General features: G+C 44.4%; 22 protein-coding genes and 1 tRNA gene. 13 read left to right on the forward strand and 10 right to left on the reverse strand.

What is annotated here, in order from left to right; all coding sequences use genetic code 11:
* Window positions 1-31: 31 nt before the first annotated feature.
* The 3 genes from NXS09_RS08510 to NXS09_RS08520 all read right to left on the reverse strand — a co-directional run bounded on the left by NXS09_RS08510 (window position 32) and on the right by NXS09_RS08520 (window position 2981).
* Window positions 32-1738: an ATP-dependent nuclease gene (locus NXS09_RS08510; RefSeq protein WP_259292122.1), complete on the reverse strand. Its 1707-nt coding sequence runs from the start codon at window positions 1736-1738 to the stop codon at window positions 32-34.
* 142 nt (window positions 1739-1880) lie between these two features.
* Complete coding sequence (gene xth / locus NXS09_RS08515) at window positions 1881-2651, reverse strand: exodeoxyribonuclease III (protein WP_259292123.1); 771 nt, start codon at window positions 2649-2651, stop codon at window positions 1881-1883.
* A 21-nt stretch (window positions 2652-2672) separates the two neighbouring features.
* Window positions 2673-2981, reverse strand: coding sequence for an ArsR/SmtB family transcription factor (locus NXS09_RS08520; RefSeq protein ID WP_259292124.1), 309 nt, complete (start codon window positions 2979-2981; stop codon window positions 2673-2675).
* Between the two features lie 309 nt (window positions 2982-3290).
* Between NXS09_RS08520 and NXS09_RS08525 the strand changes: the two genes are divergently transcribed.
* From NXS09_RS08525 to fumC, 3 genes are all read left to right on the forward strand, one after another.
* Window positions 3291-5336: a M3 family metallopeptidase gene (locus tag NXS09_RS08525; protein WP_259292125.1), complete on the forward strand. Its 2046-nt coding sequence runs from the start codon at window positions 3291-3293 to the stop codon at window positions 5334-5336.
* Window positions 5337-5490: 154 nt separating this feature from the next.
* On the forward strand, window positions 5491-7347 hold the full coding sequence (locus NXS09_RS08530) for a glycine betaine ABC transporter substrate-binding protein (protein WP_259292126.1): 1857 nt from the start codon (window positions 5491-5493) through the stop codon (window positions 7345-7347).
* A 228-nt stretch (window positions 7348-7575) separates the two neighbouring features.
* Window positions 7576-8964 (forward strand): class II fumarate hydratase, encoded by a 1389-nt coding sequence (fumC, locus tag NXS09_RS08535; RefSeq protein ID WP_259292189.1) that lies wholly within the window; start codon window positions 7576-7578, stop codon window positions 8962-8964.
* Between the two features lie 108 nt (window positions 8965-9072).
* Here fumC and cysE read toward each other — a convergent pair whose 3' ends face one another.
* Both cysE and NXS09_RS08545 read right to left on the reverse strand, forming a co-directional pair.
* Window positions 9073-9885: a serine O-acetyltransferase gene (cysE, locus tag NXS09_RS08540; RefSeq protein ID WP_259292127.1), complete on the reverse strand. Its 813-nt coding sequence runs from the start codon at window positions 9883-9885 to the stop codon at window positions 9073-9075.
* Between the two features lie 221 nt (window positions 9886-10106).
* On the reverse strand, window positions 10107-10379 hold the full coding sequence (locus NXS09_RS08545; protein ID WP_259292128.1) for an oxidative damage protection protein: 273 nt from the start codon (window positions 10377-10379) through the stop codon (window positions 10107-10109).
* A gap of 334 nt (window positions 10380-10713) precedes the next feature.
* Here NXS09_RS08545 and NXS09_RS08550 point away from each other — a divergent pair, with 334 nt between their 5' ends.
* The 7 genes from NXS09_RS08550 (at window position 10714) to NXS09_RS08580 (ending at window position 18873) form a co-directional block, all read left to right on the forward strand.
* The gene (locus NXS09_RS08550; RefSeq protein WP_259292129.1) at window positions 10714-11463 is read left to right on the forward strand and encodes a Nif3-like dinuclear metal center hexameric protein; all 750 of its coding nucleotides are present in this window, start codon (window positions 10714-10716) and stop codon (window positions 11461-11463) included.
* 122 nt (window positions 11464-11585) lie between these two features.
* Complete coding sequence (gene petA / locus NXS09_RS08555; RefSeq protein WP_259292130.1) at window positions 11586-12170, forward strand: ubiquinol-cytochrome c reductase iron-sulfur subunit; 585 nt, start codon at window positions 11586-11588, stop codon at window positions 12168-12170.
* An 11-nt stretch (window positions 12171-12181) separates the two neighbouring features.
* Complete coding sequence (locus NXS09_RS08560) at window positions 12182-13531, forward strand: cytochrome b (RefSeq protein WP_259292131.1); 1350 nt, start codon at window positions 12182-12184, stop codon at window positions 13529-13531.
* Window positions 13531-14328: a cytochrome c1 gene (locus NXS09_RS08565; RefSeq protein WP_434803017.1), complete on the forward strand. Its 798-nt coding sequence runs from the start codon at window positions 13531-13533 to the stop codon at window positions 14326-14328. Before NXS09_RS08560 ends, NXS09_RS08565 begins: the two co-directional genes overlap by 1 nt.
* Before the next feature lie 245 nt (window positions 14329-14573).
* On the forward strand, window positions 14574-15143 hold the full coding sequence (grpE, locus tag NXS09_RS08570) for a nucleotide exchange factor GrpE (protein WP_259292133.1): 570 nt from the start codon (window positions 14574-14576) through the stop codon (window positions 15141-15143).
* 261 nt (window positions 15144-15404) lie between these two features.
* Window positions 15405-17333, forward strand: a complete 1929-nt coding sequence (dnaK, locus tag NXS09_RS08575; RefSeq protein WP_259292134.1) for a molecular chaperone DnaK — start codon at window positions 15405-15407, stop codon at window positions 17331-17333.
* Between the two features lie 376 nt (window positions 17334-17709).
* A complete protein-coding gene (locus tag NXS09_RS08580) occupies window positions 17710-18873 on the forward strand; it encodes a polyamine ABC transporter substrate-binding protein (RefSeq protein WP_259292135.1) in 1164 nt (387 codons plus the stop codon).
* 143 nt (window positions 18874-19016) lie between these two features.
* Here the strand turns inward: NXS09_RS08580 and NXS09_RS08585 are convergent, their stop codons facing one another.
* From NXS09_RS08585 to tpiA, 5 genes are all read right to left on the reverse strand, one after another.
* Window positions 19017-19889: a YoaK family protein gene (locus tag NXS09_RS08585; protein ID WP_259292136.1), complete on the reverse strand. Its 873-nt coding sequence runs from the start codon at window positions 19887-19889 to the stop codon at window positions 19017-19019.
* Window positions 19890-20214: 325 nt separating this feature from the next.
* A complete protein-coding gene (locus NXS09_RS08590) occupies window positions 20215-20430 on the reverse strand; it encodes a hypothetical protein (protein ID WP_259292137.1) in 216 nt (71 codons plus the stop codon).
* 398 nt (window positions 20431-20828) lie between these two features.
* Window positions 20829-20914 (reverse strand) — tRNA-Leu (locus NXS09_RS08595).
* Between the two features lie 22 nt (window positions 20915-20936).
* Window positions 20937-21281 carry a preprotein translocase subunit SecG gene (gene secG / locus NXS09_RS08600; protein WP_259292138.1) on the reverse strand — a complete coding sequence of 115 codons (345 nt, stop codon included), beginning with the start codon at window positions 21279-21281 and terminating at the stop codon, window positions 20937-20939.
* A 5-nt stretch (window positions 21282-21286) separates the two neighbouring features.
* The gene (tpiA, locus tag NXS09_RS08605) at window positions 21287-22042 is read right to left on the reverse strand and encodes a triose-phosphate isomerase (protein ID WP_259292139.1); all 756 of its coding nucleotides are present in this window, start codon (window positions 22040-22042) and stop codon (window positions 21287-21289) included.
* A 342-nt stretch (window positions 22043-22384) separates the two neighbouring features.
* On the opposite strand from tpiA, the gene NXS09_RS08610 reads away from it, so the two are divergent.
* The 3 genes from NXS09_RS08610 to mtgA are packed head-to-tail and all read left to right on the forward strand — an operon-like array spanning window position 22385 to window position 25248.
* The gene (locus NXS09_RS08610) at window positions 22385-23695 is read left to right on the forward strand and encodes an MFS transporter (RefSeq protein ID WP_259292140.1); all 1311 of its coding nucleotides are present in this window, start codon (window positions 22385-22387) and stop codon (window positions 23693-23695) included.
* Between the two features lie 36 nt (window positions 23696-23731).
* Complete coding sequence (gene aroE / locus NXS09_RS08615; protein ID WP_259292141.1) at window positions 23732-24553, forward strand: shikimate dehydrogenase; 822 nt, start codon at window positions 23732-23734, stop codon at window positions 24551-24553.
* Window positions 24553-25248, forward strand: coding sequence for a monofunctional biosynthetic peptidoglycan transglycosylase (gene mtgA, locus NXS09_RS08620; RefSeq protein WP_259292142.1), 696 nt, complete (start codon window positions 24553-24555; stop codon window positions 25246-25248). The genes aroE and mtgA overlap by 1 nt, the downstream gene beginning before the upstream one ends.
* Window positions 25249-25321: the final 73 nt, after the last annotated feature.

Here is a 25321-nt window from a genome sequence, read left to right on the forward strand (position 1 = left end):
TCAATATCATATAGGGTGATCTTAGGTAGCGTTAGATCCTTTGAGTTTGTAATTTGGCTTCTTGAGGCCATGATTCTGGATCAAGTTTATGTAATAATGCAACTTGTCGGAAGCAGAAACGTAAATCACGATAGAATTGTTCCAATTCATTATAATGATTATCTAACCAATAATCTAAAATAAGTGTGAACTCTTCACGGTGCTGCTTAAAAAGTTCTTTATTTAAAGTCCTCTCCATTCCCTTGGTGGATCCACCTTCATTTTTAGTAGTATTAAGTTGCGTTTGTATGTCTAAAATATGAGGTTGGATTTCATTTGTATATCTTTGCTTTGTAAAACCCGATGATAGAGCTGGATTACTATCCCAAAATTCACGTCCATTTGATAAATCTTCACAATAATCAAAAATCATTTTTTCAGGGCTTTTGCTGCCAGGTAATACAATGATATTACGTTTGGTTTGTTTCTGTCCTGTATTATCCCCATCTAAGATGCATATGGAGTTCATGGTATTGGTATCAAGATAAGTATCCTGGAAGATTTGTTTCAAGACGTTGCAGCCAATACTAGCCTCTACGAAATGGAAATGTGTACGTAACTGATTAAAATATTTGCAATGTGTTGCAAAATAGCCAAATATACTATTTAAAATAACCCGTGCTTCTTCATCTTCAGTAAAAATAGGAATCTTTGCAATATAGCTATAACTTCTTTGTTGAATTTCTTGTAAATGTCGTTCAATTTTTTGAATACTTGGCTCAGGTAATAGAGTAATATGATCACCTTGGTGAGTTAGATAATTAACTTTAACATATTTTTTGTAAGAGCCGCTTAATAATTTATTAAGCAAATATAGACTATGAGTAGTAAAAAATACTTGTATTTTATATGCCTCAGAGTATTGAATTAGTACATTTAGTAGACGTAGTTGCATTGCAGGATGTAATGTAGCATCCAGCTCATCAATTAGTAATATGGAGGCGGTGCGATAATTGTCGGTATGGTAATTCGGGGAGTGTTCATAGTAATAACGTAGTAATACTAAGTTTTTGAGAATTACAATAATGTTATCTTCACCAGCAGAAGCTGTATTAGAGTCAATACCATCTTGATTAGTATTATATTCTGTTCGCGTTTTAATGTTTTCAATAATTTGTGACTTAGATTCTTGAATCTTAATGCCAGCAATTTCATTAACTAGAGTATGGAAAATATCGTTGTACTCATTAGGAAGTTCTTTGTGGACTTTTTTTTGTGGTGTGTCATCACTTAACTCACCAAATGGTACCAGCCTTGTAAGGCTTAGATAAACTGTACGAAGTGTTGGCAGTCCCTCCCCTTTGGTTGCATGGGAAGGAATGAGTCTAAAGCGAGACTTTGCATGCTCAGTAGAGTTATGTCGCCTAAATTCTATTTTTATATTTTTGTCATATTCAATCTTAAACAGTGCTCCCGAATGATTAGGAGCAGGATTGTTATATTTGCGGTCACCTTTTGTTAATAGTTCAATTTTAGGATTAATTTGAGCAGAAATTTTATTGATAATTAATAATTGAGATTTAGGGCTAAGTAGTGTAGTTTTTGTATTCTCAGCCTTAAAAGCATTGCTGATTAAATATAAAATAGAAGATTTGCATGTACCATTCATGCCAGAAAGTACATTGATATTTTGATGAAAAGATAATTCTAAAGGAGCTTTTAAACGGCGATAGTGATTAAAAATAATGCGATTAATCATTGGTATATCCTTTTGTAATGACAGAATGCATAATTGATTTGAAGAGTATATTTCATGTCATCTCCTTTGAAAAAATAATATGAAAAGTTTCAAGGATTATGGATATCCTAGATTTAATATGTTTTAAATGTCAAAGCTATTTTTAAAGCGCAAACTCTGCCCAAACCGGTGCATGGTCGCTGGGACGTTCTTGGGCGCGGGCTTCTAAATCAACCTGTACGTCTTGCAGGCTGTCGCGCAGGGTGGGGGTGACCAATAAATGATCGATACGCAACCCCTGTTTGCGTTGGAACATAGCGCCCCGATAGTCCCACCATGTATACATCACCTCTTCGGGATAGCGGTGGCGCAGGCTGTCGGTTAAGCCTAAATCCAGCAGTTTTTGGAACCATGAGCGTTCGATGCTGGTGCAGTGGATTTTTTCATGCCATTTTTCAGGGTCGTAGCAATCCAAGTCGGTCGGGGCGATATTGAAATCGCCGAGTAAGATTAATTTTTCATGCTGTGCCATTTGGTCGCGCACAAATTCTGTCAGTGCTTCGAACCATTGTTTTTTATATTGGAATTTCGGGCTGTCGGGCGCTTCGCCGTTCACGCAATACACATTAATCACGCGTATGCCGCCGATGGTGGCGGTAATCACGCGCCGTTGCGGGTCGTCGGGCAGAGCGGGCAGGCCGACAATCACATCTTGCGGCTGCTCTTTACTGATAATGGCCACACCGTTATAGGTTTTTTGCCCGCTCCAAACGGTTTGCCAGCCGCCCATTTGGAAAACGGCGGCGGGGTATTTGTCTTGATCGAGTTTTAATTCTTGTAGAACGAGAATATCGGGAGTGTGTTGTTGCAGCCAGTCCTGCACTTGCGGCAGGCGGACATTGAGGGAATTAACATTCCAAGTGGCAATTTTCATTGAATCGGTTCGCAATCTTGTTTAAGGTGTTTCAGACGGCCCTTTCGGGTTTTGTAGCTCCCGAATGGTTTTTAAGACATTGATAATCAGCGGTGAGACGAGCCGGTACTCTATCACACGGTGATAACGGGTAAAGTCTACCACGCCGCCACTGCGCAGTTTATTTAAATGATTGGATACGGATGTAACGTGCGTTTCGGTTGCTTGAGCGATTTCCGCTGCACTAAGCTCGCTTTCCAACAGCAGCAGGGCAATATCCAACCGTTGCGGATTGGCGATTAGTTTGAGCTGCGAAGCTACGTTTGATGTGTGTTGCAATGATGTTTCCATAGTTATAGTTAACCTAGGTTTTTGACTTATTCTATACTAATCTGCTTCAAAGAAACCAATCTTTTAAAGAAATATACATTTAATTTACTGCCATGATAAGCGGTTTAACATTGAAGTCATAAATAAAGTTGCGGTGGTGTTTTTTATTATAGTTTTAAGCTATCTATTCTATATATGATGCGATTTCTGCTTTACTCTGCCTTTTAATTTAAGGTAACGGTACTATATACTTTTGCAAATACCGTAAAAATATTTGTTCAGACGGCCTGTAATCAAGAGAGGCCGTCTGAAACCATGAAAAGGAAAACCATGAGTAACGTATTATTGAATCTGGCCGACGAACCCCGTTATCCGGATATTCAAACCACCGATATCCGTCCGGCGATGGAAACCGTGATGAATGAAGCGCGGGCGGAAATTGCGGCGATTAAGGCGCAAAGTGAAATTACTTGGGCGAATACGGTAGAGCCGTTAACCGATATCACCGAACGGGTCGGCCGTATTTGGGGGGTAGTGGCGCATTTGAATTCGGTTGCCGATACGCCCGAACTGCGTGCCGTTTATAACGAATTGATGCCGGAAGTAACGGTATTTTTTACGGAAATCGGGCAGGATATCGAGCTGTACGAACGCTTTAAAGCCATTAAAGCATCCCCCGAATTCGCCAAATTGGAGGCAGCACAACAAACCAAACTGAATCACGATTTGCGTGATTTCGTATTAAGCGGTGCGGAATTGCCGCCGGAACAGCAAGAAGCGTTTGCCCAATTGCAAACCGAAAGCGCCCAATTAGGCGCGCAATTTTCCCAAAATGTTTTAGACGCAACCGATGCCTTTGCCCTTTATTTTGACAATGCGGACGAACTTTCCGGTTTGCCGGACGATGCCTTGGCTATGTTTGCCGCCGCGGCGCAGGCTGAGGATAAGGAAGGTTATAAAATCGGTTTGCAAATGCCGCACTATATTGCCGTGATGCAATATGCCGATAACCGCGAGCTGCGCGAGAAGCTCTACCATGCGTATGTTACCCGTGCCAGCGAATTGGGCGATGGTAAATTTGATAATACCGACAATATCAACCGCCGTTTGGAAGTGGCTTTGGAAGAGGCGCAGTTATTGGGCTTTAAGAATTTTGCCGAGCTGTCGCTATACACCAAAATGGCCGATACGCCCGAACAAGTTTTGGATTTTCTGCATGACCTGGCCCGCCGTGCCAAACCGTTTGCCGAAAAAGACTTGGCCGAAGTGCAAGCGTTTGCCCGTGAAAACTTGGGCATTGCCGAGCCGCAGGTATGGGACTTGAGCTATGCCGGTGAAAAACTCCGCCAGGCCAAATATGCCTTTAGCGAAACGGAAGTGAAAAAATATTTTCCGGTGAGCAAAGTGCTGGCAGGTTTGTTTGCCCAAATAAACCGTTTGTACGGCGTGAACTTTATTGAGAAAAACGTACCCGTTTGGCACAAAGACGTACGCTATTTTGAATTGGAAAAAGGCGGCGGCATTATCGGCGGCGTTTATATGGATTTATATGCGCGCGAAGGCAAACGCGGCGGAGCGTGGATGAATGACTACCGTGGCCGCAGACGTTTTATTTCCGGCAAGAAAACCGGCCAGATGCAAACCCCGATAGCGTATCTGGTTTGCAATTTCACCCCGCCTGTGAACGGCAAAGAATCGCGTTTGAGCCATAATGAAATCACCACGCTGTATCACGAAACCGGCCACGGTCTGCATCATTTGCTGACTCAGGTGGATGAGTTGGGTGTTTCCGGTATTAACGGTGTGGAATGGGATGCGGTCGAACTGCCGAGCCAGTTTATGGAAAACTTTGCTTGGGAATACGATGTATTGGCGGAAATGTCGTCTCACGAAGATGACGGTTCCGTGTTGCCGCGCGAGTTGTTCGATAAAATGGTGGCGGCCAAAAACTTCCAACGCGGTATGTTCTTGGTGCGTCAAATGGAATTCGCACTGTTCGATATGTTGATATACAGCGAAAATGATCCGAGCCGTCTGAAAGATTGGCCGAAAGTATTGGATAATGTGCGCCGTGAAGTGGCCGTTGTCCAGCCGCCGAGCTACAACCGTTTTGCCAACAGCTTCGGCCATATTTTTGCCGGTGGTTATGCGGCGGGTTATTATAGCTATGCTTGGGCGGAAGTATTGTCTGCCGATGCTTATGCCGCCTTTGAAGAAAGCGATGATGTGAAAGCGACAGGCAAACGCTTCTGGATGGAAGTTTTGGCAGTCGGCGGTTCGCGTAGTGCGTTGGAGTCGTTTAAAGCCTTCCGAGGCCGCGAACCGAAAATTGATGCGTTGCTTCGTCATAGCGGATTTGATGTTGAAGCCGCTTAAGTTGTCTGTATAGAGTGATATAAGCCCCCTTTAGGAGATGGTTAAGCCTGAGGGGGCTTTTGATTTTGAGCATTCAGTATCCGTATAATCCGGTGATAATGATGCTTACATGGATGGTTAGGGCTGGGGTTGCACACTGCCAAAGGTTGGTTTTATGAGTTTTTTTAAATATTTGTGTTTTGTTCTGGTGATGATGGTTACCGCGCCTTTTGCTGCCGCGGCCTGTCAGGACGGGCAAACGATTAAATTGGCCGGATTGGATTGGGAAAGCGGCCAGTTTACAACGGCGGTTTTGAATACCATTTTGCAAGATGGCTATGATTGCCAAACTTCTACGGTGCCGGGTACGACTACGGCGCTGATAACGGCATTGTCGCAGGATGATATTCAGATTATTGCCGAGCAATGGATTGGCCGTTCGCCGGTGATGAAAAAAGCCATTGAGGAGCATAAAGCGGCGGTTATCGGGGATACGCTGAAAGGCGGGGCTACGCAGGGATGGTATGTGCCGGACTATGTGAAGCAAGAACATCCTGATTTAAACAGCATAGATGATTTGAAAAAATTTGCTTATTTGTTCCCCGATCCCGAAGCGCCGCAACGGGCGCGGTTTTTGAATTGTCCGTCGGGTTGGACGTGTGAAATTGCCAATAGCCGCCTGCTGGATAATACAGGATTGGGCGAGGTGTTTGATAATGTCCGCCCCGGTACCGGCGCGGCATTGGATGCAGAGATAACGTCGGCATACGAACAAAAAAGACCGATTTTGTTTTATTACTGGCAGCCGACCGGCTTAATGGCCAAATACCGTTTCGAACCGCTGGAATTTCCCGAACATAATGCCGCATGCTGGGCGACCATATTAGATGCCAACAGTCAAAACCGTTGTGTATCCGGTTATCCGGTTTCCAAGTTGGCAGTGGCGGTTTCCACGCCTTTTATGGAAGCGCATCCCGATTTGGTTGAGATGATTAAGCGGCTGCAATTCGAGCCGGATATGCTTAACCGCGCCATTTTGGAAATGTCTGAAAACCAACGCAGCGGTGAAGAGCAGGCGCAGCTTTTCTTGCAGCAAAATCCCCAAGTTTGGCGGCAATGGGTTTCTGAAGAGGCGGCGGTTCGTCTGAGTGAGGCACTCGGTGTGGCTGCACCGGAAAGCAGTGGGATTTTCCGTACTTGGTCTATTTCAGACGGCCTGAATAAAAGCCTGAAAAATACTGTACAAAAACACGGTGACCAACTACGTAGCGCCGGCGAAGTGACGTTACGGATTTTGCTGCCGTTGGAACGGTTGTTGCAGACTGTTCCCGCATGGTTGGTGATTTTGGTGGTCGGCGCTATCGGGCTGCATGCGACGCGTAAATGGTGGTTTGCCTTATTGTGTATGTTCGGGTTTTATACTATCGGCTCGTTTGGTTTGTGGGAAGCTTTAATGCAAACCATTGCCTTGTTGACGGCATCGGTGTTGCTTACCATGATAATCGGTATTCCAGTCGGTATTTTTACCGCCTACCGCAAACGGCTGTACCAATGGCTGTCGCCGGTATTGGATGTGATGCAGACCATGCCCAGTTTTGTGTATCTGATTCCGGTATTGATGCTGTTCGGTATCGGTAAAGTGCCGGCGCTGTTTGCAACGGTGGTGTATGCATTGGCTCCGCTTATCCGCCTGACCGCGCTCGGTATCCGCCAAGTCAGCCCGCAAATGATTGAAGCGGCGATTGCCTTCGGCAGCAACCGTTGGCAGTTGCTCAAATGGGTGTTGTTGCCGCAGGCCAAGCCCAGCATTATGGCGGGTATTAATCAGGCGGTGATGATGTCGTTGGGCATGGTGGTGCTGGCGTCTATGATTGGTGCGCGCGGTTTGGGCGAATATGTTTTGCAGGCGGTTCAAACGCTGAATATCGGACAGGGTGTCGAAGCGGGGGCGGCGATTGTGATTTTGGCGATTATTATCGACCGCATCACGCAGGCTTATGGCAGCCGGGAAAAAGGTAGCCGCCATGAGTAGTTTAGAATTGTTTGAATCTTGATATGGGCCGTCTGAAACGTTTTCAGACGGCCTGGTTATATATCGCCCGGATGTTCGCCGAAACCGCTGTTTTATCAAGGAAGCAGGTATTGGTTTGATATTAGGAAACAGTTATTTTAAACATGATAGTTGTATCTGCTTTTTGTTTTATGTAGGATAGCTGCCTGACGGTATTTTATGTAAACAATTTAATAAAGGAGCAATATGATGAATACCCGTACCGAACACGACACGATGGGTGAGGTGGAAGTCCCCTCGGACGCCTATTGGGGTGCACAAACCCAACGCAGCCGCGATAACTTTAAAATCGGTGGCGAAACTTTACCGCAACCGTTAATCAATGCGATGGCTTTGGTGAAAAAAGCAGCGGCTTATACCAATGCTTCTTTGGGCCGTATCGAGCAAAAACAGGCGGATTTGATTGTTCAGGCGGCCGATGATGTGTTGGCCGGTAAATTAAACGGGCAGTTCCCCTTGGTCGTGTGGCAAACCGGTTCGGGCACACAATCCAATATGAATATGAACGAAGTGTTGGCCAACCGTGCCAATGAGATTGCCGGAACAGGCTTGGCGGCTTACAAACCGGTTCACCCCAACGACCATGTGAACCATGCGCAATCAACCAACGATTCGTTCCCAACTTCTATTCATGTTGCCGCTGCTATTGAAATCAACCGTTTGTTGATTCCTGCGGTTAAAGCTTTGCGTGACACTTTAGACAAAAAAGCCCAAGAGTTCGCATCTATTGTAAAAATCGGCCGTACGCACTTGCAAGATGCGACACCGTTGACCTTAGGCCAAGAGTTCTCAGGTTATGTAAGCCAATTGGATCATGGTTTGGATCGTTTGAATGATGCTTTGAAAGGCTTGTATGAATTGCCTTTGGGTGGTACTGCTGTCGGTACCGGTTTGAACAGCCATCCGGAATATGCTGTCAAAGCGGCTGCTAAGTTGGCTGAATTGTCCGGTTTGCCGTTTGTGACCGCACCGAATAAATTCGAAGCATTGGCCGGTCGCGATGCCAGTGTTTTTGCTTCAGGCGCATTGAAAACTTTAGCGACCAGCTTGAATAAAATCGCTAATGATATCCGTTGGTTGTCTAGCGGCCCGCGTTGCGGCTTGGGCGAGATTAAGATTCCTGAAAACGAGCCGGGTTCTTCTATTATGCCGGGTAAAGTGAATCCGACTCAGTGCGAAGCGATGACAATGGTGTGCTGCCAAGTATTCGGTAATGATTTGACTGTCAGCATGGCCGGTGCTTCCGGTAACTTTGAGTTGAATGTTTATATGCCTGTTATCGGCTACAACCTGCTGCAATCTATCCGCTTGCTTGGCGATGCCTGCAACAGCTTCAACAACAACTGTGCCGTAGGTATCGAACCAGTACCGGAAAAAATCGACTACTTCCTGCATCATTCCTTGATGTTGGTAACTGCATTGAATCGCCATATCGGTTATGAAAATGCGGCCAAAGTAGCGAAAACCGCTTACAAAAACAACAAGTCTCTGCGTGAAACAGCGATCGAGCTGGGCTTGTTGACTGGCGAAGAGTTTGATAAATGGGTGAAACCTGAAGATATGGTTGCGCCGCGTTAATCAAAAGTCATTAAATCAAAGGCCGTCTGAAATATTTCAGACGGCCTTTCTATTATTTTAAAGTATTGGTTTGGAAAGATATTGAGGCGGATGTGGGCGCAATAGAATCTAAATCATAAAATCAATAAAATCCATGCTTTGATCCATTTCTTCGGCAGGATTGTTGGCGGATTTTCCGGTGGTTTTTGCCGGAACGCCGACAACGGTACTGTGCGGCGGTACATCGGAAACAACTACGCTGCCCGCGCCGACTTTGGCATGTTCGCCGATACGGATATTGCCCAAAATCGAAGCATTGGCACCGATCATCACGCCGTCGCCGACTTTCGGATGGCGGTCGCCACTTTCTTTACCTGAGCCGCCAAGGGTGACACCATGCAGAATTGAAATATTATTGCCGAGTACAGCGGTTTCGCCTGCCACAAATCCGGTCGCATGGTCGAGCATCAAGCCGTGACCAAAGCGGGCGGCAGGGTGGATATCGACACCAAAAACTTCAGATGAGCGGTTTTGCAGGAAATAAGCCAATGTTTTACGGCCGTCGTTATACAACCAATGATTGATGCGGTGCGCTTGAATGGCATGAAAACCTTTGAAATAGAGCAAAGGTAGCGAATATTCGTCACAAGCCGGGTCGCGCTCGTAACAGGCCAGTAAATCCAACTTAACAGCTTCGATAATATCGCGGTCGCTACATAATGCCTGTTGGTACATTTCAAACAGGGCGCGCGCATCCATAACCGGGCTGGAAAGTTTGCTTGATAAATGATAGGCCAAAACCGAATCGAGCGATTGATGACGCAATACGGTTTGGTGTAGGAAGCTGGCCAGCAACGGCTCGGACTGGACGGCTTGTTTGGTTTCTTCGCGGAGTGTCTGCCATAAATCGAAGTCTTGGCTGTTTAAGTGGTCTTTTTTCATAATAAGGCCGTCTGAAAAATAAGGGGAAACACATTTATATTATAAGTTTGCGGCGCTTGGCAAGCTTGAATGCAAACGGGTGGACGGGCGAATATTGATGTCGTTGACGATGGCGATATATTTACAGCCTACCGAATAGGACTTCGGCAGGCTGTGAGTTTCGTAAGATAAATAAACTATATCTATTCTTAAGAATTAAGCAAACTTACTTCGGGACGGTATTAGGATTCGGGCACATAGCCGTCTACCTGATCGGCGGCACCGTCACCGAAAAAGTAATTTTCCATTTGTTGGGTAAGATATTCACGGGCACGGGGGTCGGCCAAGCTCAATCTATTTTCGTTAATCAACATGGTTTGGTGGCGGGTCCAGGCTTCCCACGCTTCTTGTGATACGTTTTCAAAAATTCGTTTGCCCAGAGCATTAGGCAGCGGAGGGAATTTCATACCGGGCGCTTCCTTGCCCAACTTGACGCAGTAAACCATACGGGACATGGCTATTTCCTTTTTAGTGTGTTTCAGACGGCCTAGATTTTAACGGAGCGGTACAGCTTTGTATATCTAGGGGCACATTATCTTGGTCGATTTATATCGGTTTGCTGTCTATCGACTTCTTTAGGCCATTAATCAAAGCTTTTACAGTACAATGCGCCCGAGGTTGGAAATGAAGCATTTTGGGTGAACAGAGTATTTTGTTTATGGGTCTAAATTTAAAAAAGTAAAGCTCAATCTGATTTTTATCAACAGTTGTTTAGGGTTGTAATGGTAAAGTATTTAAATTCAAATCTCTATATTTACCCTTAACCGTTAATTAAAAGAAAGAAAATGTATGATCACGCGACAGACCATATTGGACTGGTGTAGTCAAACTTTGCAAACGGCGTTGTTTCAGGATTATGCGCCGAACGGTTTGCAAGTTGAGGGTAGAAACGAAATTCGAAAAGTGGTGACCGCCGTTACTGCAAGTTTGGCAGCTGTTAACTATGCAGTAGAACAAGGTGCCGATATGCTGTTGGTGCATCATGGATTGTTTTGGAAGAGCGAGCCTGTCACCATCACCGGCTGGAAAAAAGCCCGTATCGCAACATTGCTCAAAAATGAAATCAATATGGCAGGCTATCATTTACCTCTAGACGCCCATCCGATATTAGGCAATAACGCCCAACTGGCCAAATTGATGAATTGGGAAACGGAAAAACAGTTTGGCGAGCAGAATTTATTGAACTCAGGCCGTCTGAAACAGCCGCAAACACTTGACGAACTTTGCCGGCAGTTGCAACAAAATCTTGGGCGCGCCCCGATAGCGGTAGGACAAGGCAACCGTATGGTAGAGCGGATTATTTGGTGTACGGGCGGGGCGCAGGGTTTCTTTCAGACGGCCATCGACGAAGGAACCGATGTCTATCTGACCGGTGAAATTTCAGAAGCACAATTTCATCTGGCCAATGAAACCGACACCGCTTTTATCAGTGCGGGACACCATGCAACCGAACGCTACGGTATTCGGGCGTTAGGCGATGCCTTGGCAGCACAATTCAATATTGCAAATGTATTTTTCGATGAACAAAATCCGGCATAAAGTCAAAAAATACACGAAAACTTTTACCTTATTTTAAATAATGCTTTAAGTATCCCTACAAAATCAGGTAGAATTAAAGAGTTTAATGGCTCGGTATTCCCAATAATTAGGATGACTGAATAATGGAAAATCAAGAAATCAACCAAAGCCGCCGCCGCTTCCTAACGCTGGCGACAGCCGGAGCGGGCGGTGTAGCCGCGCTTGGCGTTGCAACGCCGTTTCTGGCCAGTTTTTTCCCTTCGGAAAAAGCAAAAGCCGCAGGCGCTCCTGTCGAAGTGGATGTGAGTAAAATCGAACCTGGGCAGCTTATTACCGCCGAATGGCAGGGTAAGCCGATTTGGGTTTTAAACCGCACTGAAACGCAACAAAAAGACTTAGCCAGTCTGGATGGTGAGTTAGTCGATCCCAATTCGGAGGTTGACCATCAGCCGGAATACTGTCAAAACGAAACCCGTTCGATTAAGCCAAATATTTTTGTTGCTATCGGTATCTGTACCCATTTGGGGTGTTCGCCTACTTTTCGGCCCGATGTCGCCCCGGCAGATTTGGGCCCGGGTTGGAAAGGCGGTTTTTTCTGCCCGTGTCACGGCTCTAAATTCGATTTGGCCGGTCGCGTGTTCAAAGGCGTTCCCGCACCTACCAATCTGGTTATTCCCCCCTATAAATATTCGAGCGACACCACCATCCTGGTTGGCGACGACAAATAAAGGGACTTATCATGGCAAACCAAACCAATAATGAAAAAAAATCATTGTTAGGCTGGGTGGACGCAAGGTTCCCTTTGTCTTCAATGATGAAAGAGCACGTAACCGAGTATTACGCGCCTAAAAACTTTAACTTCTGGTACTTTTTCGGCTCTTTGGCAATGTTGGTGCTCGTTATCCAAATTGTCAGTGGTATCTTTCTAACCATGAACTATAAGCCGGATGGTAATCTGAACAGCTACCATCTGCCTGCCGCATTTACTGCCGTCGAATACATTATGCGAGATGTGTCTGGTGGCTGGATTATCCGTTATATGCACTCTACCGGTGCTTCCATGTTTTTTATCGTAGTTTATCTGCATATGTTCCGCGGGTTGATTTACGGTTCATTTAAAAAACCGCGTGAGTTGGTGTGGGTGTTCGGTTCTTTGATTTTCCTTGCCTTGATGGCCGAAGCCTTTATGGGCTATTTGCTTCCTTGGGGACAAATGTCTTTCTGGGGTGCGCAGGTGATTATTAACCTGTTTTCCGCCATTCCCGTTATCGGCCCTGATTTGTCGACTTGGATTCGTGGTGACTTCAACGTATCCGATGTAACCTTAAACCGTTTCTTTGCATTGCATGTGATTGCCGTACCGCTGGTGTTGGTAGGCTTGATTGCCGCCCACCTGATTGCCTTGCATGAGGTAGGTTCTAATAATCCGGACGGCGTTGAAATCAAAAAACTCAAAGATGAAAACGGTATTCCGTTAGACGGTATTCCTTTCCACCCTTACTATACGGTTAAAGATATTTTAGGTGTGGTGGTATTTCTGATTGTATTCTGTGCCATTCTGTTCTTTGCGCCTGAAGGCGGCGGATACTTCCTTGAAGCGCCGAACTTTGATCCGGCCAACCCGTTGAAAACACCGCCGCATATTGCACCGGTATGGTATTTCACACCGTTCTATGCCATTTTGCGTGCGATTCCTTCTTTCTTTGGTACACAGGTTTGGGGTGTAATCGGTATGGGTGCGGCAGTAGTCTTGATTGCCTTGTTACCTTGGCTTGACCGCTCGCCTGTTAAATCTGTGCGCTATCGCGGCCCGATTTTCAAGGTGATGCTGGTGTTGTTTATCATTTCCTTTATCGGCTTGGGTATTTTAGGTGCGATGGTTGCAACCGATACCCGGACACTTGTCGCCCGTATTCTGTCTTTCATTTATTTTGTATTCTTCCTGGGTATGCCGTTCTACACGAAATTGGATAAAAATCGTCCGGTTCCGGAACGTGTCACTATGAGTACAGGCAAGCAAAAACTGATGTTCTTTGTTTATGTTGCCATTACCGTGGTTGGTGCATATCTGTTTGCGAGCAATATCTAATGAGGGCAGCGAAAATGAAAAAAGTTTTAACAACATGGGTTGCTGCCTTATTGTTGGCAGTACCGTTAAGCTCAGTAGCCGCAGAAGGCGGAGAGTATGAAAAAGTCGATATCGATTTGAGAGATCAAGTCAGTTTGCAACGTGGTGCACAGATTTTTACAAACTACTGCTTATCTTGTCACTCGGCAACCAGTATGCGTTTTAACCGCTTACAGGATATTGGGTTGACTGAGGATGAGATTAAGAAAAATCTGATGTTTACCACCGATAAAGTCGGTGACGTGATGCAGTCTGCAATGGATCCCCAAGATGCAACCAAATGGTTTGGTGCCGCTCCTCCGGATCTATCACTGATTGCCCGTTCGCGCGGTGCCGATTATCTTTATGCCTATATGCGCGGTTTCTATAAAGATCCGACGCGGCCGACAGGTTGGAATAATATTGTTTTTGATAAAGTCGGTATGCCGCATCCGCTATGGCAGCACCAAGGTGTGCAGGCGGTAGAGTTGGATAAAGACGGACAGCCGGTGATGGAAGAAGACGAGCATGGCAATATGGTGCCCAAGCTGTATTGGGAGTCAACCGGGCTTCAATCTCGTCGTTTGCCTAATGGTAAAGTGATTACTAAAGAATACGACGATTATGCGCGAGACTTAGTCAACTTCTTGGTATATATGGGCGAACCGGCTCAGTTGCAGCGTAAACGTACCGGTTATCTGGTATTGATTTTCCTGATAGCGTTCATGTTGCCGTTGGCATACTTCTTGAAAAAAGAATATTGGAAAGACGTACATTAAATTGTATTTCTATTATTAAAAAGGCAAAGCCGATTATGAGCTTTGCCTTTTTTATTTGCCTCAAAATAAATATAAGGCATTTGGTGGGTTTCTTGTGTTTCGGATACGGTTTGTAGGGTTTATCAATGCATATCGATTATTAGTGAATAATGGTTGGATTATTCCGTGTGAACTGCTTGAATATTATTCAGACGGCCTTATATAAAAACCATTAATTTTCTCTCTATACATATAGGAAAATAAAAATGACCGAACAAAACCAAACTACGGAAGTTGAAGATGTATTAGAAACATCTGAAGCCAATGAAAATGAAGCAGAAGCAGAAGAGCAACAGCAGGAAAAGCCCTCTTATGAAGATTTGGAAGCGAAAGTGACAGAATTAGAGGCTAAATTAAAAGAGGAGCAATTGCGCGGATTGGCTAATGAGCAAAATTTGCGCCGTCGTCACCAAGAAGAAATTCAGGCCGCACATAAATATGCCGGCCAGAAATTTGCCGCGGAAATGTTGCCGGTTAAAGATTATTTAGAAATGGCGTTGCTTGATCAAAGTGGTAATTTTGATGCTTTAAAAACAGGTGTGCAAATGACTTTAAATGAATTGAATAAAGCATTTGAACATACTCAAATCACTGAAATCAATCCTGCTCAAGGCGATAAATTGGATCCGCACTTCCATCAGGCCATACAAACGGTTGAGAGCGGACAGGAGCCGAATACTATTGTAGGTATTATGAAAAAAGGCTACCAACTCGCCGACCGTGTACTGCGTCCGGCTATGGTGACGGTGGCCAAGAAAAAAGAAAGCGACAGTTAATCATTTTTTTACAAAATATGATTAAGGGATAGCGGTTAATTTTTTTAGATGATGTGCCATTAAGGCAGGCCGTCTGAAAAAACTTGTGGATAAGTAAATCAAGCATTTGAATTAAAAATCAATATTGAATCAATATTTAATGAAAAAAATGATATTTCAGGCTTGAAAAGTTATGAAACTGCCTTATTTACGAATCCGACAAGAGGACAACCTCGAATAAAGTTTATAAATTATTTATTTAAATTTGAAGGAGCAACATAAATGGCAAAAGTTATCGGTATCGATTTAGGTACAACCAACTCTTGTTTGGCTATTTCGGAAAACGGCCAAACCAAAGTAATTGAAAATGCAGAAGGTGCCAGAACCACGCCCTCTGTGATTGCATATCTTGACGGTGGCGAAATCTTGGTAGGTGCGCCGGCCAAACGACAAGCCGTTACCAACGCTAAAAATACTATTTATGCCGCCAAACGTTTAATCGGTCATAAATTTGAAGATAAAGAAGTACAAAAAGACCTTGATTTAATGCCTTTTGAAATCATTAAATCCGGTAATGGTGATGCTTGGGTGAAAGCGCAAGGTAAAGAATTATCGCCTCCTCAAGTTTCTGCCGAAGTATTGCGTAAAATGAAACAAGCTGCGGAAGCTTATTTGGGTGAAACCGTTACAGAAGCTGTGATTACCGTTCCGGCTTACTTTAACGACAGCCAACGTCAGGCGACCAAAGATGCCGGCCGTATTGCCGGTTTGGATGTAAAACGTATTATCAACGAACCGACTGCCGCCGCATTGGCTTTCGGTATGGATAAAAACACCAAAGGCGATCGCAAAGTTGCCGTGTATGACTTAGGTGGCGGTACATTCGATATTTCAATTATTGAAATTGCCGATGTTGACGGTGAAAAACAATTTGAAGTTTTGGCAACCAACGGTGACACTTTCTTGGGTGGTGAAGACTTCGACCAACGCTTGATTGATCATATCATTGCCGAATTCAAAAAAGAGCAAGGCATTGATTTAAAACAAGATGTAATGGCATTGCAACGTTTGAAAGAAGCTGCCGAAAAAGCCAAAATCGAATTGTCTAGCGGCCAACAAACAGAAGTGAATCTGCCTTATATCACTATGGATTCAACAGGCCCGAAACACTTGGCAATGAAAATTACCCGTGCCAAATTCGAAAGCTTGGTTGAAGATTTGATTGAACGTTCTATCGAACCTTGCCGTGTAGCCGTAAAAGATGCCGGTTTAAGCGTGGGCGATATTGATGATGTGATTTTGGTCGGTGGCCAAAGCCGTATGCCTAAAGTGCAAGATGCCGTTAAAGCATTCTTTGGTAAAGAGCCGCGTAAAGACGTGAACCCTGATGAAGCTGTTGCCATCGGTGCCGCTATTCAAGGTGAAGTATTAGGTGGCGGCCGTAGCGATGTATTATTGCTTGACGTAACCCCGCTGTCTTTGGGTATTGAAACCATGGGCGGTGTGATGACGAAGCTGATTAATAAAAACACCACCATTCCGACTAAAGCGTCACAAGTGTTCTCAACTGCCGAAGATAACCAAAGTGCAGTAACCATTCATGTGTTGCAAGGTGAACGCGAACGTGCGTCTGCCAATAAATCATTGGGTAATTTCAATTTAGGCGATATCGCTCCGGCTCCACGCGGTATGCCGCAAATTGAAGTAACTTTTGATATTGACGCCAACGGTATTCTGCATGTATCCGCCAAAGATAAAGGTACCGGCAAAGAAGCGAATATTACCATCCAAGGTTCTTCAGGTTTGAGCGAGGAAGAAATCGAACGTATGGTTAAAGATGCCGAAGCCAATGCGGAAGAAGATAAAAAACTGACCGAGTTGGTAGCATCACGCAACCAAGCCGAAGCTTTGATTCATTCTGTGAAAAAATCATTGGGTGACTATGGTGATAAATTGGATGCCGATGAAAAAGCCAAAATCGAAGACGCTTTGAAAGCTGCCGAAGAAGCGGTGAAAGGTGAAGATAAAGCCGATATCGATGCTAAAGCGGAAGCTTTGGGCGCTGCCAGCCAAAAATTAGGCGAAATGGTTTATGCACAAGCACAAGCTGAAGCCAATGCTGCAGAGGGACAAGCCGAAGGCGGTGCTAAAAACAACAATGATGATGTTGTAGATGCTGAGTTTGAAGAAGTGAAAGATCAGAAAGATTAAGATTTTTTATTCTCAAATTAAAAAATATCCATTGTTTATTGGATAATTATAAACAGCCGAAACCTTTTATTAGGGTTCGGCTGTTTGTATTTTATTCGGAGGCATAGGCAAAGGCCGTCTGAACAGATTAGGAAGCTTTGATATTTGTTTACGGACGATAATCGGATAATGCAGTGTGATGTTGTTTAATGGAAGTGGTATGGTTTTTCTGTTAAAAAATGTTTGTTTTTTTATAGTAAAGCCTTGCGTTTGAAAGTATTTTGCCGTTTAATGCGCTCTATTACCGAGTGCTCGGTATTTGCTGCATACGGTTTGGGTAATTGTGGTATGGTAATTTTTGTGCCTGTTACGGTACAGTATTTGAAGGATATGAAAGATGAAAAAAACTTGGTTAGTTTCTGCGCTGGCAGGCTTGGTTCTGGCTGCATGTGGTGGTTCGGGAAGTGGTGATACGCAACAAGCTGCAGATAACACGGCAGCAAGCGGGGGGCAGGAAGAAATCGTGCAGGCAACGGGTGATTTGAATATTTATAACTGGTCGGATTATGTGGCGCCGGAAACCGTTAGCGAATTTGAAAAAGCCAACGGCGTCAAAGTACGTTATGACTATTATGATAGCAATGAAACGCTGGAAGCTAAAGTGCTGACCGGTAAATCGGGATATGATTTGGTAGCGCCGTCAATTGCCAATGTAGGCCGTCAGATTAAAGCCGGAGCTTATCAAGAAATCGATAAAAACCAAATCGCCAACTATGGCAATATTGATCCCGAATTATTGACGATGATGGATAAAGTGGATCCGGGTAATAAATATGCCGTACCGTATTTTTGGGGCATTAATACCTTGGCAATAAATAAAGATCAGGTTCAAAAAGCCCTTGGCACCGACCAGTTACCTGAAAATGAATGGGATTTGGTATTTAATCCCGAATACACGGCCAAGTTGAAATCATGCGGCATCAGCTTTTTAGATAGCCCTACCGAGCAAATTCCTTTGGCTTTGAATTATTTGGGCAAAGATGCCAACAGTGAAAATGCCGATGATTTGAAGGCGGCTGTGGATATGATGAAGAAAGTGCGCCCTGATGTGAAGCGTTTCAGCTCGTCCGGCTATATCGACGATATGGCAGCCGGTAATCTGTGCGTGGCGATTGGTTATGGCGGCGATTTGAATATTGCCAAAAATCGTGCCAAAGAAGCGGGTAACGGTGTGGATATTGAAGTGTTGACGCCGAAAACAGGTGTGGGTATCTGGATTGATTCGTTTATGATTCCGAAAGATGCACAAAATGTTGCCAATGCGCATAAATATATCAGCCATACTTTGGATCCTAAAGTGGCAGCACAAAATGGTAATGCCGTTACCTATGCACCTGCCAGCAAACCTGCCCGCGAACTGATGGATAAACAATATGCGGAAGATAATTCTATCTTTCCAAGTGATGAGGTGAAGGCGAACAGTTTTGTTGTTTTGCCTAAATCTGCTGATGCCGTTAAATTGGGTGTCCGTTTGTGGCAAGGCTTGAAAGCCGGTCAGTAAGGCCGTTTGAATGTATTAAGTGATAGGTAAAAACACGGCATCTGTTGATGCCGTGTTTTTTTCGTGTAACGAATAGAGTGAATTTGGGGCTATATGATTCAGACGGCCTTTATGCTTTAAGATTCTTTATTTGTGTGTATATTTTATTTGGTATGAGACTTTTTATTTCTACGCATTCTATGGCGTTTCAGACGGCGTATAAATATTAATTTCAGCCTTAATTTCACATCGTAGCCGACGGAACCGAAACCCAGTATAAATAAAATTAGTGCAACAGGTAAGGCAAAATGGTGGCCGACGGTATGGTAGCCCCATGCGCCGATAATACCGCCGGTGATAAAGGCAATAAGTAACCCGTTGAGAAGCTTGGCTTTGGGGACGTTAACTTTAACATGAGGCAGTTTGGGATTATCGCTGCGGCTGTAATACAGCATTTTGGAAATTTCAATTCCCAAATCGGTTGCTGTGCCGGTCATATGGGTTGAGCGGATGGCTCCGCCGGATAAAATGGTGATTACCGTATTGTGCATCCCCATAATAAAACACAATGAAAATATAGCAAATAAAGGCATATCGCTGTTGTCCCATTGGAATGCGGTAACCCCTAATATCCCAAAAATCAGTAAATATAAGCTTTCTACCCACATGGAAAAACCAAATCCGCCGCGAAAGCGTCTTCGTTTTGCCCACAATACAATCCAGCTCGAATGTGCTGCTCCGAGAATAAAACAACTGAGGCTCAACATAGCCACGATAAAGATTTTCCATTCCCCTAGATAAGCCATATCGGCTGCTTGGGAAACAATTCCGGTAACATGGGAGGTATAACGGGCAACGGCAAAAAATCCGCCGGCATTAATGGCTCCGGCCAATAATGCCATTAAATAGCCGAGAATACGGAAGCGGACGTCACTAATGTTGTGTTCATGTAGATAAGGTTTGTCAGCCTGCCAAAAGGGTGGGGCTGATCGGGGTTTGGGTCTGGGTCGGATAGGGGAGGATGTTTTATCTGCCATGAAATATTGTGAAATCTGAATAAATGGATGCGTAATTTATTGTATGTAGTCGTCTGAAAGAAGAAAGCCTCAATATAATATAGTGTTTGTATCTGAACGAGTATTTATTTTTATGATTTTAGCTTATTCAACTAAATATATTCAGACGGCCTTATTTTTGGCAGCGTATTGTGTGTTTGCGATATTACGTGTTCTTAATTGATTTTTCAAGAAAAAAGCCTGTTGTGAGAAACAGGCTTTTTGTGGTTAAAACGACTCATCAAGAAAATAGTGATTAGGTGTTTATCTGAGAAACAGAACCTAATCTTTTCTTTTACTCAGTCTTTTAAAAGTTTACGCCACTGGCAGTTTTGGCATCAGAAGCATTAATGGGTTTTGCATCAGCCGTTGAGCTTGTGGATTGGCCTTGGGTTTTTGTTTGGCCGGCTTTTGCTGCAGTAACTGTAGTATCTGCTTTCTTAGCACCTGTTCCGTTAGCGGGAGCGGCCATAACAGCGGCAGACATTAGGGCGGTTGAAATCAATAAAGTAAATTTTTTCATCTATATATCCTCTTATGAATTGAAATAAAAATAGCATGTCACGAAACATGTGCTGATAAGAGTGAAACTATCTAGAAAAGTTTGCACATTAAACTTATTATGTAGTTAAAAAATATTAAATTAATTCAATGATATAAATATATTTCATATTGAATTTTATCGTATGGCTGTTTAAGTGGCGGACTTTGGGGAGTATTGAGGATATCTTTTTGATGTTAATGATTGATATGGCAATGTAAGATAATATTGGTAATAAAAGTGATAGATACGGATTGGGTATATTTGTAATAAATGTATATTTGGCAGTATTAAACATCAACAAGAGATATTTCCGAACATAGAATGGGATGCCATAAAAAAGAAACCGACTCTCAAATAGAGAGCCGGTTTCTTTTTTATGGTGCCGACAATGAGACTTGAACTCATACGACCTACGGTCACTACCCCCTCAAGATAGCGTGTCTACCAATTCCACCATGTCGGCGTAAAGTGTAAAACCATCAATATTATTGACCCGGTGAGGCCGGAGTCGTATTTGTCGGAGTGCTTTGTGTATTTTCCGGAGCACTCTGTTCGACTGTGCTGAAGTCTAAACCGTGTCTGGGTGAATGGGTATTAATATAAACCATTGCCATGCAGGTAGCAAAAAATATGGTTGCTGCAATAGCCGTGCTTCTGCTTAAAAAGTTGGCATTACCTGCTGATCCGAACACCCCTTGCGCACTGCCGCTTCCGGAGCCGAATGTGGCACCGGCATCCGCACCTTTACCATGTTGCATTAATACAAGGATGATAACGGCTAATGCGGAAAAGATGTTGATAATCCAAATAACGGTTTTAAAGGCTTCCATAATCTCTATGCTTCTTGTGCGGCATCAATAATAGCGGCAAACGAGTCGTAAGACAATGATGCGCCGCCTACCAAAGCACCGTCTACATGCGGTACGGTAAAAATGTCGGCTGCGTTTTTTGCGTTGACACTTCCGCCGTAAAGGATGCGGATATTAACATTGTTGCCGCATAAAGACAAGATTTGTTGGTGAATAAAGGCGTGCATGGCGGCAATTTGATCGGTTGTGGCGACTTTACCCGTGCCGATGGCCCATACCGGTTCGTATGCGACGGCGATATTGTCGGTGCCCAATCCTTCTAAAATGGATAATTGATGAGCAATCACTTCCTGCTCGCGGCCGGCTTCGCGATCTTCCAAACTTTCGCCGACACACAATAACGGGGTGAGGCCGACATTTAAAACATTGACGATTTTTTTGCGTTGGGTTTCGTTTTTCTCACCGAAATAAAGGCTGCGTTCCGAGTGGCCGATAAGCACGATATCTACGCCGATGTCGGCCATCATTTCAGCAGAGACTTCGCCGGTATAAGCACCGTCCCCCGGAAAGCGGCTGACATCTTGGGCGCAAGTGAGGATACGGTTGTTTAAAACGATTTGCATGGCGTTATGCAGTTGGAGCAGGTAAACAGTCGGCGCGGCCAAGCCGATAACGACGTGGTCGGCGGTCGGCATAATGCGGAAGCGGTGCATCAGCGTATTATTGTTTTGCAGACGGCCGTTCATTTTCCAGTTGCCGATAACCCATTTTTTATCCCACATATTTGCTATCCTTGAGTTTTGTTTGTTTTTGGCTGCTTGATTTCTGTATGTAGAGCGTGTGCTTATTATATGCCGTATTAGATATTGTTTTGTGCCGAAGTGTAATAAATATTGTTAGAACAGGCAATATAAGGTGGGGAACGAGGGTAGGAAGGTTAGGCTGTTGCTTCTCTAAATGTAAAATAGTGGGGCCGTCTGAAAATAAATTGGAAAACCTCAAAACAAAATATATTTTCTTTGGGTCATATTGTAATATAACCGAAAGTATGTAAAACCCGTTCGGGACACTTCTTAGTATTCGTTTCTTATTCTATTTTAAATTTAAATGGGTAGGAGGATGTGATGGCTAACTATCATTCAGATGTTGAGAAGAAATTCAAATCGTTTCAAATTCAGTCTTTAGTAGGCGTTTTTATCGGGTATATGTGTTATTACTTGGTAAGGAATAATTTTGTTTTTTCCACGCCGTATATTCAAAAAGATTTAGATCTGTCTAATGCCCAAATTGGTCTTTTGACGTCATTAATGTTGATAACTTATGGTGTCAGTAAAGGGTTTATGAGTATTTTGGCGGATAAATCCAACCCCAAAATTTTTATGGCAACCGGCCTGATTTTGTGTATTGTCATTAATATTATTATGGGTTTTTCAGCCGGATTTTATTTGTTTGCAGCCTTGGTTTTGTTGCTGGGTTTGTTTCAAGGGATGGGGGTCGGCCCTTCTATTATCACGGTCGGATACTGGTTTCCGAGAACGCAAAGGGGCAGGGCGAGCACGATTTGGAATGTTTCCCATAATTTAGGCGGTGGTCTGGTAGCGCCTATTGTCGGTGCCGGATTGGCTTATTGGGGAACTGAAAACTGGCGTTTTTCCGCTTATTTTTTACCGGCGGTGTGTGCTTTTATCGGCGTCGTTCTGGTTTTATTTTTGGTGAAAAAAAGACCGGAAGAAGAAGGGTTGCCGGTGGTTGAGGATATGTATCAGGAAGATTCTGTTAACAAACATATCGCCAAACATTTGGATGCAGACCCGAAAAATTTAACATCGAAGCAGATTTTTGTCGAACATATCCTTAAAAATCCCAACTCTTGGTATTTGGTCGGTGTGGATATTTTTACCTATATGGTCAGGTTCGGGATGCTGACATGGATTCCCTTGTATTTGTTGAATGTGAAAGGCTTGAGCAAAGAAGACATGGGGATATCGTTTATGCTTTATGAGTGGGCCGCTATCCCGTCAACCCTCGTGGCCGGATTCTTGGTTGATAAGTTTTTCCGCGGCAGAGTGATGTATCTTCCGATGATTTGTTTGATTGTGGTGTTTTTCTGTATTTTCGGATACATGTCGTCTTCATCAGTATTGGCCATTACGATTTTTTCAACCATTGTCGGCTGCTTGATTTATATCCCCCAATCTATGGTTGCCGTTCAGGCAATGGAAGTGATTCCTTCGTTTGCTTTGGGTTCTGCTGTTGGGCTTCGCGGCTTTATGAGTTATATTGTCGGCTCTTCGTTGGGCACAACATTATTCGGATACGTCGTGGATCACTTCGGCTGGGCAAGTGGTTTTTATACCATTATGTTCGGGGCGGTTTTATGTTTTATTTTCTGCTATTTGTCTCATCGGGGGCTTAAAAAATTGGAAAAATTGTAATATTTTTCTCAAGATAAATTTTTTGATGGTATGGATATGGATAATCTTCCCCGTTATGCGGTTTTCGGCAATCCGATTGCCCACAGTAAATCGCCGCAGATTCACCAACAGTTTGCATTACAGGAAAACGTGGCGATTCAATACGACCGCATTTTGGCCGAGCCGGATACGTTTGCCCAAGTTATCAGGCGGTTTTTCGATGAAGGCGGACAGGGTGCTAATATTACCGTACCGTTTAAAACCGAGGCGTATCAATGGGTGGACGAGCTTTCGCCGCGTGCCGAGATTGCCGGTGCGGTGAATACGGTTATCCCGTTGGGTAGCGGACGTTTCCGTGGCGACAATACCGACGGTGTGGGCTTGGTGAACGACATTGTGAAAGCGTGCGGGGTGGCTGTCCGCAGCCGCCGTATTTTGATTTTAGGCGCGGGCGGTGCTGTCCGTGGGGTAGTGCCGGAACTATTGGCGCAAAATCCTGCCGGTATTACCATTGCCAACCGTACCGAAGCCAAGGCTTTGGATTTGGCCGAACGTTTCGGTGTGCAGGCGTTGCCATTCAATCAATTGCCCGCAGGTTATTTCGATATCATTATTAACGGGACTTCGGGCAGTTTGAATGGTGCGCTGCCCGATGTATCGGTAAAAATATTCGGGAAGTGTTTGTTGGCTTACGATATGGTATATGGCGCGGCTGCGGCCGGCTTTTTATCTTTTGCCCGCGAAAGCGGGGCGCAGCAAACGGCGGACGGTTTGGGCATGTTGGTTGCCCAAGCGGCTTGTTCTTATCAATTATGGCGGGGCTTCGAGCCGGATATTGTGCCGGTTATCCGTTATATGAAAGAAGCGGAGGCGTTGTAATGCGTATACTGAAATGGTTGGTTGCCCTACCGTTTGCGGTTTTTATTCTTTTTAATGCCTATGTGTACGGCAGCATTATTACTTACCGCGCCGTTGCGCCGAATCAAACGGCCTTTATGCGTATGCGGATGCAGTCTTTCCGCGAGCAGGGGAAAGATATCGCATTGGATTACCGCTGGGTGCCTTATCATCAAATTTCGGTAAATTTAAAGAAAGCCCTGATTGCATCGGAGGATGCCCGTTTCGCCGCGCATAGCGGTTTTGATTGGGAGGGCATCCGTAATGCCTTTGAGCGCAACCAGCGTAGTGGCAAAATACGCGGCGGCGGTTCGACCATCAGCCAGCAGTTGGCCAAAAATCTGTTTTTGAATGACAGTAGAAGCTATTGGCGCAAAGCCGAAGAAGCCGCGATTACCGCTATGATGGAGGCGACAACCGATAAAGACCGTATTTTTGAGCTGTATCTGAATTCGATTGAGTGGGGATACGGTATTTTCGGTGCGGAAGCGGCGTCTCAGCATTTTTATAAAAAGCCGGTGGCCAAACTGACCAAACAGCAGGCGGCGCAATTGGCTGCGCGTGTGCCGCGTCCGCTGTATTATGCGGAACATCCGCGCGATAAAACCCTGAGGGCGCGCACCAATATTATTTTGAAAAGAATGGGCTCGGCAACCCTGCCCGATACGGGTGAATAAACCGATAGTTTGGTTGGGTTAGCATGGTTGTTTGGTGTCGTATGGATTAAATGAAAGGCCGTCTGAAAGGTTT

This window comes from Neisseria montereyensis, assembly GCF_024834045.1.
GTDB lineage: Bacteria > Pseudomonadota > Gammaproteobacteria > Burkholderiales > Neisseriaceae > Neisseria > Neisseria montereyensis.

What these genes read in the sequence shown, in the direction of transcription:
- NXS09_RS08510 (WP_259292122.1), bottom strand. Translation starts at nt 1,738, where the DNA reads ATGATTAATCGCATTATTTTTAATCACTATCGCCGTTTAAAAGCTCCT.
- xth (WP_259292123.1), bottom strand. Translation starts at nt 2,651, where the DNA reads ATGAAAATTGCCACTTGGAATGTTAATTCCCTCAATGTCCGCCTGCCG.
- NXS09_RS08520 (WP_259292124.1), bottom strand. Translation starts at nt 2,981, where the DNA reads ATGGAAACATCATTGCAACACACATCAAACGTAGCTTCGCAGCTCAAA.
- NXS09_RS08525 (WP_259292125.1), top strand. Translation starts at nt 3,291, where the DNA reads ATGAGTAACGTATTATTGAATCTGGCCGACGAACCCCGTTATCCGGAT.
- NXS09_RS08530 (WP_259292126.1), top strand. Translation starts at nt 5,491, where the DNA reads ATGAGTTTTTTTAAATATTTGTGTTTTGTTCTGGTGATGATGGTTACC.
- fumC (WP_259292189.1), top strand. Translation starts at nt 7,576, where the DNA reads ATGAATACCCGTACCGAACACGACACGATGGGTGAGGTGGAAGTCCCC.
- cysE (WP_259292127.1), bottom strand. Translation starts at nt 9,885, where the DNA reads ATGAAAAAAGACCACTTAAACAGCCAAGACTTCGATTTATGGCAGACA.
- NXS09_RS08545 (WP_259292128.1), bottom strand. Translation starts at nt 10,379, where the DNA reads ATGTCCCGTATGGTTTACTGCGTCAAGTTGGGCAAGGAAGCGCCCGGT.
- NXS09_RS08550 (WP_259292129.1), top strand. Translation starts at nt 10,714, where the DNA reads ATGATCACGCGACAGACCATATTGGACTGGTGTAGTCAAACTTTGCAA.
- petA (WP_259292130.1), top strand. Translation starts at nt 11,586, where the DNA reads ATGGAAAATCAAGAAATCAACCAAAGCCGCCGCCGCTTCCTAACGCTG.
- NXS09_RS08560 (WP_259292131.1), top strand. Translation starts at nt 12,182, where the DNA reads ATGGCAAACCAAACCAATAATGAAAAAAAATCATTGTTAGGCTGGGTG.
- NXS09_RS08565 (WP_434803017.1), top strand. Translation starts at nt 13,531, where the DNA reads ATGAGGGCAGCGAAAATGAAAAAAGTTTTAACAACATGGGTTGCTGCC.
- grpE (WP_259292133.1), top strand. Translation starts at nt 14,574, where the DNA reads ATGACCGAACAAAACCAAACTACGGAAGTTGAAGATGTATTAGAAACA.
- dnaK (WP_259292134.1), top strand. Translation starts at nt 15,405, where the DNA reads ATGGCAAAAGTTATCGGTATCGATTTAGGTACAACCAACTCTTGTTTG.
- NXS09_RS08580 (WP_259292135.1), top strand. Translation starts at nt 17,710, where the DNA reads ATGAAAAAAACTTGGTTAGTTTCTGCGCTGGCAGGCTTGGTTCTGGCT.
- NXS09_RS08585 (WP_259292136.1), bottom strand. Translation starts at nt 19,889, where the DNA reads ATGGCAGATAAAACATCCTCCCCTATCCGACCCAGACCCAAACCCCGA.
- NXS09_RS08590 (WP_259292137.1), bottom strand. Translation starts at nt 20,430, where the DNA reads ATGAAAAAATTTACTTTATTGATTTCAACCGCCCTAATGTCTGCCGCT.
- secG (WP_259292138.1), bottom strand. Translation starts at nt 21,281, where the DNA reads ATGGAAGCCTTTAAAACCGTTATTTGGATTATCAACATCTTTTCCGCA.
- tpiA (WP_259292139.1), bottom strand. Translation starts at nt 22,042, where the DNA reads ATGTGGGATAAAAAATGGGTTATCGGCAACTGGAAAATGAACGGCCGT.
- NXS09_RS08610 (WP_259292140.1), top strand. Translation starts at nt 22,385, where the DNA reads ATGGCTAACTATCATTCAGATGTTGAGAAGAAATTCAAATCGTTTCAA.
- aroE (WP_259292141.1), top strand. Translation starts at nt 23,732, where the DNA reads ATGGATAATCTTCCCCGTTATGCGGTTTTCGGCAATCCGATTGCCCAC.
- mtgA (WP_259292142.1), top strand. Translation starts at nt 24,553, where the DNA reads ATGCGTATACTGAAATGGTTGGTTGCCCTACCGTTTGCGGTTTTTATT.